At 67.0% G+C, this 12940-nt stretch carries 9 protein-coding genes and 1 other RNA gene; 5 read left to right on the top strand and 5 right to left on the bottom strand.

All coding sequences use genetic code 11. From position 1 onward, the window contains the following. Positions 1–133 precede the first annotated feature (133 nt). Positions 134–1225, top strand: coding sequence for an anhydro-N-acetylmuramic acid kinase (locus QZM35_RS29135; protein WP_306427339.1), 1092 nt, complete (start codon positions 134–136; stop codon positions 1223–1225). Positions 1226–1338: 113 nt separating this feature from the next. Here the strand turns inward: QZM35_RS29135 and erpA are convergent, their stop codons facing one another. From erpA to rplM, 3 genes are all read right to left on the bottom strand, one after another. Further along, entirely contained in the window at positions 1339–1710 is a 372-nt protein-coding gene (gene erpA, locus QZM35_RS29130; RefSeq protein ID WP_011350956.1) for an iron-sulfur cluster insertion protein ErpA, read from the bottom strand. A 218-nt stretch (positions 1711–1928) separates the two neighbouring features. Next, a complete protein-coding gene (rpsI, locus tag QZM35_RS29125) occupies positions 1929–2321 on the bottom strand; it encodes a 30S ribosomal protein S9 (RefSeq protein ID WP_011883283.1) in 393 nt (130 codons plus the stop codon). Positions 2322–2332: 11 nt separating this feature from the next. Then, positions 2333–2761, bottom strand: coding sequence for a 50S ribosomal protein L13 (gene rplM, locus QZM35_RS29120; RefSeq protein ID WP_009687896.1), 429 nt, complete (start codon positions 2759–2761; stop codon positions 2333–2335). Between the two features lie 311 nt (positions 2762–3072). Between rplM and QZM35_RS29115 the strand changes: the two genes are divergently transcribed. Together QZM35_RS29115 and QZM35_RS29110 are read left to right on the top strand one after the other, a co-directional pair. Continuing rightward, complete coding sequence (locus QZM35_RS29115) at positions 3073–3381, top strand: DUF1090 family protein (protein WP_301777332.1); 309 nt, start codon at positions 3073–3075, stop codon at positions 3379–3381. Positions 3382–3798: 417 nt separating this feature from the next. Continuing rightward, entirely contained in the window at positions 3799–4263 is a 465-nt protein-coding gene (locus QZM35_RS29110; protein ID WP_172625585.1) for an OsmC family protein, read from the top strand. A 70-nt stretch (positions 4264–4333) separates the two neighbouring features. Here the strand turns inward: QZM35_RS29110 and rnpB are convergent. Both rnpB and pyrC read right to left on the bottom strand, forming a co-directional pair. Next, positions 4334–4745: RNase P RNA component class A (gene rnpB / locus QZM35_RS29105), an RNA gene on the bottom strand. A gap of 68 nt (positions 4746–4813) precedes the next feature. After that, the gene (pyrC, locus tag QZM35_RS29100; protein ID WP_301777331.1) at positions 4814–5878 is read right to left on the bottom strand and encodes a dihydroorotase; all 1065 of its coding nucleotides are present in this window, start codon (positions 5876–5878) and stop codon (positions 4814–4816) included. A gap of 205 nt (positions 5879–6083) precedes the next feature. Between pyrC and QZM35_RS29095 the strand changes: the two genes are divergently transcribed. Both QZM35_RS29095 and QZM35_RS29090 read left to right on the top strand, forming a co-directional pair. Beyond that, the gene (locus tag QZM35_RS29095) at positions 6084–6995 is read left to right on the top strand and encodes a class II glutamine amidotransferase (RefSeq protein WP_089424497.1); all 912 of its coding nucleotides are present in this window, start codon (positions 6084–6086) and stop codon (positions 6993–6995) included. Positions 6996–7629: 634 nt separating this feature from the next. Beyond that, positions 7630–12888, top strand: coding sequence for an autotransporter outer membrane beta-barrel domain-containing protein (locus QZM35_RS29090; protein WP_301777330.1), 5259 nt, complete (start codon positions 7630–7632; stop codon positions 12886–12888). The last annotated feature ends 52 nt before the right edge of the window (positions 12889–12940 follow it).

Here is a 12940-nt window from a genome sequence, read left to right as displayed (position 1 = left end):
CGCGTCACGTTGCGCGGATAATCGGGCGCAAGGCGCGCGGCACCGGCCCGCGTCGCACGATCCAGGAGAACCCAACGTGCCGCAACGACAGCCGCAAAATGCCCATCCGGCCGACGGCATCTACTTCGGGCTGATGTCGGGAACCAGCATGGACGGCGTCGATGGCGTCGCCGTGCGTTTCGAGGCCGGCAAGGCACCGGTCGTGCTCGCGGAAGCGTTCGTCGGCTTCGCGCAATCGCTGCGCGACGCGCTGTTCGCGCTGCAGCAGCCCGGCGACGATGAAATCGACCGCGAATCGCTCGCGGCGAACGCGCTGGTCGCGCGCTATGCGGTGTGCTGCCACGAATTGCAGCGCACCGCCGGGCTGTCGCGCGACGAAATCCGCGCGATCGGCGTGCACGGCCAGACCGTGCGCCATCGCCCCGAGCGCGGCTATACGCGGCAGATCAACAACCCGGCGCTGCTCGCCGAGCTGACCCAGCTCGACGTGATCGCCGATTTCCGCAGCCGCGACGTCGCCGCGGGCGGCCATGGCGCGCCGCTCGCGCCGGCCTTCCATGCGACGGTGTTCGGCGCGCCGGGCGAAACGCGCGTCGTCTGCAATCTCGGCGGGATCAGCAACATCACGATCCTGCCCGGCGAAGGCGGCGACGTGCGCGGCTTCGACTGCGGCCCCGCGAACGCGCTGCTCGACGAATGGGCGACCCGCCATCTCGGCAAGCCGTACGACGACGGCGGCAAGTTCGCCGCGCGCGGCACCGTCCACGCGCCGCTGCTCGACGCGCTGCTCGACGAGCCGTATTTCGCCGCACCGCCGCCGAAAAGCACCGGGCGCGACCTGTTCAATCCCGCATGGCTCGACGCGAAGCTCACCGCGTTCGCGCAGGTCACGCCGGAGGACGTGCAGGCGACCCTTACCGCGCTCACGGCCGTGTCGGTCGCACGCGAGATCGCGCAGCACGCAGCGGGCTGCAAGGCCGTGTTCGTCTGCGGCGGCGGCGCACGCAATCCGGTGCTGCTCGACGCGCTCCGGAACGCACTGCGCGAGGCCGGCGTGCCGGCCACGGTCGATACGACGGCCGCGCTCGGCGTGCCGCCGCAGCAGGTCGAGGCGCTCGCCTTCGCGTGGCTCGCGTACCGCTTCACCGCGCGCCAGCCCGGCAATCTCGCGACGGTCACGGGCGCAGCCGGCAATCGCGTGCTGGGCGCGCTCTATCCGCGCTGACGCGGCACCTGCCGCACGGCGGGCGCCGCATCGCCAAAGCGAACGGGCATAAAAAAACGGGGCATGAAGCCCCGTTTTTCATTCCGGCGAACCGGATCGGATCTGCCGTGTGCTCAGACCGAGAACGACGAGCCGCACCCGCAGGTGGTGCTCGCGTTCGGGTTCTTGATCACGAACTGGGCGCCGTTGAGGTCGTCCTTGTAGTCGATCTCGGCGCCGACCAGGTACTGGTAGCTCATCGAGTCGATCAGGAGCTGGACGCCGTTCTTGTTCATCACGGTGTCGTCCTCGTTGACTTCCTCGTCGAACGTGAAGCCATACTGGAAGCCGGAGCAGCCGCCGCCCTGCACGAACACGCGCAGCTTCAGGTCGGGATTGCCCTCTTCGTCGATCAGTTGCTTGACCTTGTCGGCTGCGGCGTCGGTGAAGACGAACGGAACCGGCATTTCGGCCGTCGTTGCTGCGGATTCGGTAACAGCGTTCATTGCGAACTCTCCAAAAAGCTTTAGCCGCTATTGTAGGGCCGATCAGAAGATCGTGCTGAAGTCCATGAAATCAATAGGTTCTTGTCGATTTCGTCAAACTCGCCCGCGCGGGCCGCGGCAGCACGCGCCTGGAAGCGGACATAAAAAAACCGCCAGCGCGAACGCTGGCGGTTTTTCCGGCGGACGCCGCCCGGGAGCGGCGAGGCCATGAAGCGGAATTAACGCTTCGAGAACTGCTTTGCGCGACGTGCCTTGCGCAGACCAACCTTCTTACGCTCGACTTCACGTGCATCGCGCGTGACGAAGCCTGCGTTCGACAGCGACGGCTTCAGCGTCGCATCGTAGTCGATCAGTGCACGGGTGATGCCGTGGCGCACTGCACCTGCCTGACCCGTTTCGCCGCCGCCGTTGACGTTGACCTTGATGTCGAACGTCTGGCCGTGGTTCGTGAGTTCCAGCGGTTGACGCACGATCATCAGCGACGTTTCGCGCGAGAAGTAGTCAGCGATGGGCTTGCCGTTGACGATGATGTCGCCCTTGCCAGCCTTGATGAAGACACGTGCGACTGCGCTCTTGCGGCGGCCCGTACCGTAGTTCCAGTTACCGATCATGTGGGCTCCCCTTAGATCTCGAGCGCCTTCGGCTGTTGCGCCGAATGCGGATGCGTAGCTTCAGCGTAGACCTTCAGCTTCTTGATCATCGCGTAGCCGAGCGGGCCCTTCGGCAGCATGCCCTTGACCGCTTTCTCGAGCGCGCGGCCCGGGAAGCGTTCTTGCATCTTGCCGAACGTCGTTTCATAGATACCGCCCGGGTAGCCCGAGTGACGGTAGTACTTCTTGTCCAGAGTCTTGTTGCCCGTGACCTTCAACTTGCTTGCGTTGATGATGATGATGAAATCACCAGTGTCGACGTGCGGGGTGAACTCAGGCTTGTGCTTGCCGCGCAGACGGCGTGCCACTTCGCTGGCAACACGGCCGAGAACCTTATCCGTCGCGTCAATCACGTACCATTCGCGCGTCACCTCATGGGCTTTTGCGGAAAACGTCTTCATGATCGATCCAAAAAAATTGCTTAGCCCGGTGTGTTCTTCCTGCTTGTCTGTGTGCGCTTCGAGGCGCGGTGCAGGCTCTCCCTGTTCTTTTTCCGTGGGCATGAATGCGGAAAAGCCCTGAATTATAAAGGAAATACGGCAACGCGGTCAAAGGGAATCCACTTCCCGTGTCCACGGCGGCCGAAATGGGCCAAAATCCGTTCGTGCCCCGACAAGCCAGGCGAACCGAGCGCCCGGGGAGGCACCCATCGACGCGCGGCACATGACCATCCCGCGCCAGACCGGCCAAATCTGGAAAACAACAAACAAGCATGATGAATCAACGACTTACGCCCTTCCTTGCGGCCGCGCTGCTGGCCGCCGCGGCGCCTGCCGTCGCCGCCCGCACCGACTGCGAAGCCAAGCTCGACGCACTCGATACCCGCATTATCGAAGCCCGCGCCGCCCATGCCGAGGATCGCGTCGCCCGCCTGCGCGCGGTGCGCGAGCGCGTCCGGCACTTCTGCGCGCGCGGCCATGGTCATGCGTCGGCCGTCCACGTTCCTGCACCTGACACACGCATGCCCGGCACGGCGCCCGGCGGCGCGACGTCACAGTCGGACGCAAAGCAACCGGCATAACGATGCCGGGATGCGAGGCGCGCAAGCCGCGCGCCGATGTTTGCATGGGACGAAAAAAAGCCCGAACGGCTGGTTCGGGCTTAATCCACCATAGGAGGAGGGTGGAGGAGACATTCGGAGGTTGCCGCAGCGCGACAACCAATGAGGCTCATTATACGAATGCGTCGCCGACTTCACAAGAAAATTTGCATTGCGAAATCAAACACCATAATGCGGAATATTTCGCATCTCGTTTGAAAAAATCATTTTTCCTTTGAAATCAATCACCTGATCCCGTCTGGCAGGCTCGAAAACGCCCCGCTTCTAGAGCAAAACCCCTAAATCCGAGGGGGAAATGGCCGTCCGGCGCGTCGCTCGTGCGGCGCCGGCATTGCGCGTCGTGCAGCGCATCAGCCGTCCGTTGCGCAGCGGGCTACAATGCCGGATCGAATCCGAATCAGGCAACGCTGGAGTGCAAGCATGGAATGCAAAGTAAGCTGGATGGGCCAGGACGGCATGGCGTTTTCCGCCGAGACCGGCAGCGGCCACCTCGTCACGATGGATGGCGCGCCCGAAGGCGGCGGCCACAACCTCGCGCCGCGCCCGATGGAAATGGTGCTGCTCGGCACCGGCGGCTGCACGGCCTATGACGTCGTGCTGATCCTGAAGAAGAGCCGCCAGGAAGTCAGCGGCTGCTCGGTCACGCTGAAGGCCGAGCGCGCGAGCGAAGATCCGAAGGTGTTCACGAAGGTGCACTTCCACTTCACCGTCACCGGGCGCAACCTGAACCCGTCCACGGTCGAACGCGCGATCAACCTGTCGCACGACAAGTATTGCTCCGCGTCGATCATGATCGCGAAGACGGCCGAACTCACGCATTCGTTCGACATCGTCGCCGGCTGAACGCACGGCGAGCGCGCATGAAAAAAGGGCCGGCGCTCCGCGGGGAGACGCCGGCCCTTTCGCATTCGAACCGCAAAGCAGGCCGATAAGCCGGATTCTGTGCACGCTGCGCGCCGAAGCACGCAACGCGTGGCAGCCATTCCTCTAGGCGCGCCATTGCTGACGCGCTCAAGCTTCCTACCCGCAGACGAGACGGGGGCCCCGTCCTGCATCCGAAAATGCGCGCCTGCCTACTTGGAATTGCTCCGGGTGGAGGTTACCGTGCCGGCGAACGTCGCCGTCGCCGCGGTGCGCTCTTACCGCACCGTTTCACCCTTACCTGATCCCGGCTTGCGCCGGGCCATCGGCGGTTTGCTTTCTGTTGCCCTGTTCCGCGTGTCGCCACGGATGGCCGTTAGCCATCACCCTGCCCTGTGGAGTCCGGACTTTCCTCGCCCCCGCGCGCCCGAAGGCGGCGAGGCCGCGACTGCCTGGCCTGCTTTGCGACGCGCATTCTAGCACTGCGCGCCGCAGGCCGCATGGGGCCGGGTTCGCGCGACGGCGCGGTGGCTTACGCCAGCTTCCAGCCGATCGTCTCGCCGCCGCGCAGCGGCACGACGGGTGTATCGCCCGCGAAGATCTCGCGCGGCAGTTCCCATGCCTCGCGACGCAGCGTGACGGTCTCGGCGCTGCGCGGCAGCCCGTAGAAATCGGCGCCGAAGAAGCTCGCGAAGCCTTCCAGCTTGTCGAGCGCGCCGGCGGTGTCGAACGCTTCCGCATACAGTTCGAGCGCGTGCAGCGCCGTGTAGCAGCCCGCGCAGCCGCACGCGGTTTCCTTCGCGTCGCGCGCATGCGGCGCGCTGTCGGTGCCGAGGAAGAAGCGCGGGTTGCCCGACGTCGCGGCCTCGACCAGCGCGACGCGATGCGTCTCGCGCTTCAGCACCGGCAGGCAGTAGTAATGCGGGCGAATCCCGCCGACGAACAACGCGTTGCGGTTGTACAGCAGGTGATGCGCGGTGATCGTCGCGCCGAGCAGGCCGGGCGCCGCGTCGGCGTCGCGCACGTAGTCGGCCGCGTCCTTCGTCGTGATGTGCTCGAACACGACCTTCAGGCCCGGGAAATCGCGGCGCAGCGGCGTCATCACGCGGTCGATGAAGATCTTCTCGCGGTCGAACAGGTCGATCGACGCATCGGTCACCTCGCCGTGCACGAGCAGCGGCATGCCGGTTTCCTGCATCGCCTCGAGCGTCTTCGCGCATTTCGCGAGATCGGTGACGCCGTGGTCGGAATTCGTCGTCGCGCCCGCCGGATACAGCTTCACGCCGTGCACGAAGCCGCTTTCGCGCGCGCGGCGGATCTCGTCGGGCGGCGTGTTGTCGGTCAGGTACAGCGTCATCAGCGGTTCGAACGTCATTCCGGCCGGCAGCGCGGCCAGGATGCGCTCGCGATAGGCCTGCGCCTGCGCGGTGGTCGTCACCGGCGGCTTCAGGTTCGGCATGACGATCGCGCGGCCGAACTGGCGCGCGGTGTGCGGCAGCACGGCGGCCAGCATGTCGCCGTCGCGCAGGTGAAGGTGCCAGTCGTCGGGACGGGCGAGCGAGAGCGTCGCCGGGGAGGAAGCGTTCGAGGCAGTCATAGGAGGCGTCGTGAGGAACGGGCTGGCCATCGGCGGGGCCGGAACGCGCGTGCGCGGGCCGACTGACGGCAAACCGCAACACGGGGCCTTCGGCCGGCGGAATCCGCTTTTTACCGCTCAGGGCTCGGTGATATGCTAGAAGCCGCATTGTACCGGGGTTCGCCCGGTTCGTTACCCCCCGCCTCAGCCTGCTGCCCCAAGTAAAATGTGCCAACTCTTAGGAATGAACTGCGCCGCGCCGACGGACGTCACATTCTCCTTCACAGGTTTCGCGGCCCGGGGCGGGCTCACCGATCACCATGCCGACGGCTGGGGCATCGCGTTCTTCGAAGATAAGGCCTGCCGCCTGTTCATCGATCACCAGGCCTCGGCCACGTCGCCGATCGCCGAAATGGTGAAGCGCTACCCGATCAAGTCCAAGAACACGATCGCGCACATCCGCAAGGCGACGCAAGGCCACATCCTGCTGGAGAACAGCCATCCGTTCATGCGCGAGCTGTGGGGCCGGCACTGGATCTTCGCGCACAACGGCGACCTGCAGGACTACGCCCCGGACATGGACGGCAGCGTCTACCATCCGGTCGGCACGACCGACAGCGAACAGGCGTTCTGCGTGCTGATGCAGGGGCTGCGTGAAGCGTTCCCCGGCGCGCAGCCGCCGTTGCCCGAACTGTTCGAGCGCGTCGGCGAGCTGACGCGCGGCATCACCGATCACGGCGTGTTCAACTTCCTGATGTCGAACGGCCAGGCGCTGTTCGCGCATTGCTCGACGCGGCTGCACTACCTCGTGCGGCGCTGGCCGTTCTCGACCGCGCACCTCGTCGACGAAGACCTGTCGATCGACTTCGCGAAATACACGACGCCCGAGGATCGCGTCGCGGTGATCGCGACGCAGCCGCTCACCGACAACGAAGTCTGGACCGCGTTCGAGCCGGGCGAGCTGATCATGTTCCAGTGCGGCGACGTCGCCGCGCGGATGCGGATCCCGGTGCCGGAACGCGTGCTCGAGAAGCTGCGCAATCCGGCGCTCGACGCGTCGGCATCGGCGCCGCGCGATACGCGCGAGGTGCTCGCCACCGCCGCCGAAGTCGATTCCGACGACGCGATCGACTTCTGAGCGTCCGGCGCGCAAGCGCCCTCCTCCTTTCACCTCGGCACGTCGACGGCCCGCCGTGCCCGATCGCGGCGGCGGCTTCACGCGCCCACGATTCAGTTGATGTTGTTCACCGTCGGAACAGATCGCCCACGCCAGCGCCGACTGCGTTTCATCCGGATCACAATCCGGCATTTCGAAGCGACGCCGCGCAACACTTCATTCAGATTTAATTTATTTTCAATAAAATCAATTCAGATATAAAAAATAAAATACGGCACCGGACTTCAGATAATCCGGCAACCGCATTTTAACGCACCAATCCGGCGCACACCGTGCGCCACCTCACCGAGCCGGCAATCGCCGATTCGCATCGCTCAAATCCACCAAAGCCTTGTACAACAAGGCCTTCAGTTCGATTCATCACACAATACAAAAATAGCGGATGCAATCGACAAGATTGCCGCATTTGTTAGCTTCCCGACAATCGATCACGCGCCCGATCAATAGACTCCGCCCATCCTCGGTGTAACGAATTGCGATTCGCGGAGAAACGGCCACGGCCGCCGCACACCCATTCACGCCATTCTCCACCGCGGATTGCGATTTCACTGCGCCGCGGTGAAAACCACATCAAAAGAAGAGAGAGGGGCTTGTCGTGAATCATTCATTTCGATCGATATGGAGCGAGACCACCGGCTGCTGGGTCGCGGTTGCGGAAACGACACGGGCGCGCGGCAAGCGTTCGCGCAGCGCTTCCTGCGCGAGCCGCCGCGCCGCACACGCGGCAACATGCCGGATCTCGCTTCGCATCGCGGTAGCCGGCGTTGCGCTGGCCGCGCTGTCGGCCGGCGCCGCGCATGCCTCGACCTGCGGCGGCACGGCCGTCGCGAACGGCGGCACCTGCGCACCCGGCAGTTTCAGCCCGACCGTCAACGACAACCTGGCAGGCTCCGCCACCGTCTCGGGCGGCGACACCATCGGCGTGTCGGGCGCGTGGGCCGGCGCCGGCGGCGACCCGGGCTACACGCTCACGCCGATCGGCAGCACGACCATCGTGTCGGGCAACCCGAACCAGCCGCTGCTGTCGCTCGGCGGCAAGACGCACAGCGTCAGCACACCCGACTCGATCACCGGCACCCGCACGTCGGTCGCGACCTACGATTCGTCCGCGTTCTCCGCGTCGACGGCCGGCACGACCCCGGTACCCGTCTACCACGACGTGAACGGCGATCAGTACGTGAACACGCGCATCGGCACCGTCGCCGCCACCGGCGGCACGCTCAACGTGTCGATCGGCAATGCGGCGAACGCGCCCGATGCGGCCGGCAACGCGATCGAGATGGCGGCGAAGCAGACCGACCTGACCTTCGCGGACGGCACGGGCGCCGCGAAAAGCACCGTCACCTGGAACTCGCGCAACCAGGTCCGGTTCACCACCGGCGACTATCTTGCGGACGGCGGCGCCGTCGGCAGCCGCCAGCTCGACGTGCCGGCCTACGCGGGCACCTTCACCGCATTCGACGGCAGCACGTGGAAGGTCACCGACGCCGCATCGCTCGCCGCGTACAACGACTTTCTCGTGCGCTCGGTGCAAAGCGGCACGCTCGGCTCGCAGGCCGCCTACGACAGCGCGCTCGGCCAGGCCGTCACGTTCTCGCAGCAATCCTTCCAGTATCAGAACAACGTGTCCCCGGGCGACAAGAACACGCTGCCGATCGGTTTCCTGTCGGCGATGCACGGCACCGGCGCGAACGCGACACTGCAGATCGGCAAGGACGGCCAGATCGACTTCCGCGGCGTCAACACGATCGACTCGAGCTCGGCCGTCCTCGCGGAAAACGGCGCGCACTTCATCAACGACGGGCGCCTGTCGGGCGACTTCACGCTGGTGCGCCTGCTGAGCGGCGCAAGCGGCGTCAACAACGGCGTGATCTCGTCCGGGTACGCGTCCGGCGACGACTTCGACACGAGCGGCAACGCGCCGCCGAACAACTTCGGCTACCACGCGTACACCGAAGGCAACGGCGTGTTTGCGAATGGCGCGGGCACGTCGTTCGCCAACCACGGCGTGATGAACGTCGGCGCGTGGACGCTCGACGGCAACCAGCCGGACCTGCAGAACTACGCGGTCGCCGTGACAGGCGGCGCGACCGCGTCGAACGCCGGCACGATCAATGTCGGCGTCAATGCGACGACGCTCGACAGCCAGGTGATCGGCGGCCTCGTCGATGGCGGCAGCTTCACGAACGAAGCGGGCGGCACGATCACCCTCGGCCGCTCGGCGCAGTACGCGCCCGGCGGAACGGCAAGCGACGTCGCACTCGCCGCGCACGCATACGGCATCCTGCTCGGCAATTCCGGCACCGCGAGCAACCTCGGCACGATCGTGATCGGCTCGCAGACGCAGAACGGCGCCGCGCTGGCGAGCATCGGCTCGGCGTCCGGCACGCTGACCAACGCGGGCGCGATCGTCGTCAACGGCGCGGCGTCCGGCACGCCGCTCGCCAACGTCGGCATGCTCGCGGCCAACACGGCCGCGACCGTGACCAACACCGGCACCATCACGCTGAATGGCGTCAACGGCATCGGCATCATGGTCGTCGGCACCGGTGCGCAGGCAACGTCCGCGCTGTCGAGCGGCACGATCAACGTCGCCGGCGGCCTCGATCCGGCCTCGAGCACGCGTAACTACGGCGTGTGGGCCGAAGGGCCGCGCGCCACGGCCACGCTCGACGGCGCGCTCAACCTGACGGGCACCGGCGCGATCGGCGTGCATGCACGCTCGGGCGCGACGATCAACGTCGGCGCCAATGCCGTGCCGGCCTTCATGTCGGGCGCCAACCAGATCGGCTTCTACGCGTATGGCGCGGGCTCGAAGATCAACGTCGCCGCGCAGCACCTGAGCGTCGACACCGACGATTCGACGCTGTTCCGCGTCGCGGGCGGCGCGGCCTACACGGGCACGTCGACGGCCGGCGCGCTGACGACCGACGTCAACGGCCAGCGCGCGCACGGCGTGCTCGCGACCGACGCCGGCACCGTGCTGTCGACCGGCAACGCGACCTACAACGTCAACGGCGCGAACGGCATCGCGATCGCGGTCGAAGGCGGCGCACAAGGCACGATCGACGCGGGCGCGACGATCAACCTGAACGCGGCCGGTGCGATCGCCGGCGTCGTCGACGGCCAGGCGCACGACCTCGCCGGCGCCAATGCCGGCGCACCGGTCGCGACGACGCTCACCAACCACGCCGCGGTCACGTCATCGACGGCCGGTGTCACCGGCTTCGTCGCGCAGAACCTCGGCACGCTCGAGAACCGCGACACGGTGCTGCTGACGGGCGCCGGCTCGACCGGCGTCGTGATCGGCACGCTCGGCACGGTGAACAACGCGTCGACGATCCGCGTATCCGACGGCACCGGCGCGCTCGTCCAGGGGGCGTCGGCAACGCTCGACAACGCCGGTTCGATCGAAGCCGACGACGGCATCGCGGGCGTCCACCTGACGGGCGCCGGCGCATCGGTCGCGCTGTCGGGCGCCGGCACCGTGATCGCGAACGGCAGCGCCGACGGCGTGCTGATCGACTCGACCGTGACGGGCGGCGGGCTGGCAGCCGGCACGACATCGATCGCGGTCGGCGGCTCGGGCAAGGGGATCGACAACCAGGGGACGAACGCGACGATCGCGCTGGCCGGCACGCAGATCGGCACGACCGGCCGTGGCGCCGACGGCCTGTCGTCGACGGGAGCCGGCGCGCGCATCGCGACCGATGCAGCGACCGTCGTCCACACCAGCGGCGACAACGCACACGGCTTCTTCGTGTCGGGGGCGGATTCGACGCTGGCGGCCAACGGTACGACCGTCGCGACGACCGGCGCGGGTTCGGCCGCGATCGTGACGATCGGCGGCGCGACCGCGCTGCTGTCGGGCGCGAAGATCACCACGTCGGGCGCGACGTCCGACGGCCTCGTCGCGCAAAACGGCGGCCGCATCGGCGATACGGGCTCGACGATCGCCAGCGCCGCCGGCAACGGCGCCACCGCCGACAGCGGCGGCGTGCTCGCGCTGACCGGCACGGCGCTCAAGGGTGCGACGGCCGGCGTGCTGACGTCCGATACGCTCGCAAACGGCGCGACGAGCTCGGTGCTCGTCGACGGCGGCAGCATCACGTCCGTCACCGGGCCGGCTTTCGCCGTGCGCGGCGGCACGGCCGACGTCGCCGTGCGCAACGGCACGGTCGTGACGGCCGGCAACGGCACGCTGCTCGACCTGTCGAACGGCAGCCACGCCACCTTCACCGCATCGGCCGTGAACCTGGCCGGCGACATCGTCTCCGACGCATCGAGCACCGGCAACGTGTTCCTCGCGAGCGGCACGACGCTGACCGGCAAGATCGATCCGGTCGCACTGACCGTCGACAACACCAGCACGTGGCGCATGACGGGCAGCTCGGTCCTGAGCAGCCTGAACAACGCGGGCCTCGTCGCATTCGCCGCACCGACCGGTTCGCCGACGCTCGCGGGCAGCTACAAGACGCTGACGACCGGCAGCTACGTCGGCAACGGCGGCACGATCGCGCTCAACACGTTCCTCGGCACCGACGCCTCGCCGACCGATCGGGTGATCGTGAGCGGCGGCACCGCGAGCGGCACGACGGGCCTGAAGATCGCCAACACGGCCGGCACCGGCGCGCAGACGAGGGGTGACGGGATTCCGGTGGTCGTCACGGCCAACGGCGGCACGACCACCGCATCGGCATTCCAGCTCGCGGGCCCCGTGCAGGCAGGCGCATACGAATACCGGCTCTATCGCGGCGGACAAGGTGACGCGAACGGCTGGTACCTGCGGTCGCAACTCGATCCGTCGGACCCCGGCGACCCGATCCACCCGTCCGGCGGCGGTGACCGCGGCAACAACGGGAATGGCAACGGCGGCACGCTCGCGTATCGCCCCGGGGTCTCGGGCTATGCCCTCACGCCGCTGCTCAACGCCGACTACGGCTTCTCCACACTCGGCAAGCTGCACGAGCGCGTCGGCGACATCTACAACCTCGAAAAGCAGCAGCCGGGCAATCGCGACGGCGTGTGGGGGCGCATCGGCGGCCAGAGCCTCGACGCAAACGCGGGGCGCTTCTCGGCAGACGAGCGCACGTTCTTCGCGCAATTCGGCAAGGACTGGACGCTCGACCAGGCACCGAACGGCGGCGGCAGCACGCATGCGGGCGTGACGGCCAGCATCGGCGTGTCGAACGCGAGCTTCAGCGACATGGCGCGCGCCGAGACGGCCAACCTGTCGACGTCGACGGGCTCGGTCGAGATGCACGCACAGAGCATCGGCGGCTACTGGACGAAGTACCTGTCCGACGGCACGTACTTCGACAGCGTCGGTCAGGTCACGCACTACGGCAACCGCTATCGCGACAGCTATGGCAACGAGGCGTCGCAGAACGGCTTCGGCATCGCACTGTCGCAGGAAGTCGGCAAGCCGTTCGCGATCGGCGCGCTGCCGGTCGCGGTCGAGCCGCAGGCGCAGCTCATGTACCAGTACTTGAAGCTGAACGGGTTCAACGACAACGTCTCGGCGGTATCGGGTACGACGACGAACGCGCTGCGCGGACGCGTCGGCGTGCGCATCTTCCGGCCGAACCTCCAGTCGGATTCGGGCGGCGGCGCCGCCACGCCGTACTTCACGGCCGACGTGCTGCACGACTTCGTATCGCCGGGCCAGACCGTCGTCGGCGGCACGCCGTTCGCGACGCATCTCGGCCGCACGTGGTATGAACTCGGCGTCGGCGTGACCGCGGGCTTCGGCAAGTCGGGCGAGCTGTACGCGAACGCGAAGATCGCGCGCAACATCGGCGGCGACTACCGGCGCGGCATCGTCGGGCAGGTCGGCTACCGCTACAGCTGGTAACGGCGCGCACTCGCGTAACGGCGGACGAAAAAAAACCGCCCGGCGCTCGGCC

Source organism: Burkholderia sp. AU45274 (genome assembly GCF_030482505.1).
Classification (GTDB): domain Bacteria; phylum Pseudomonadota; class Gammaproteobacteria; order Burkholderiales; family Burkholderiaceae; genus Burkholderia.
Note: the sequence above shows the minus strand (reverse complement) of the source record. Positions and strands in the feature narration are given on the sequence as shown.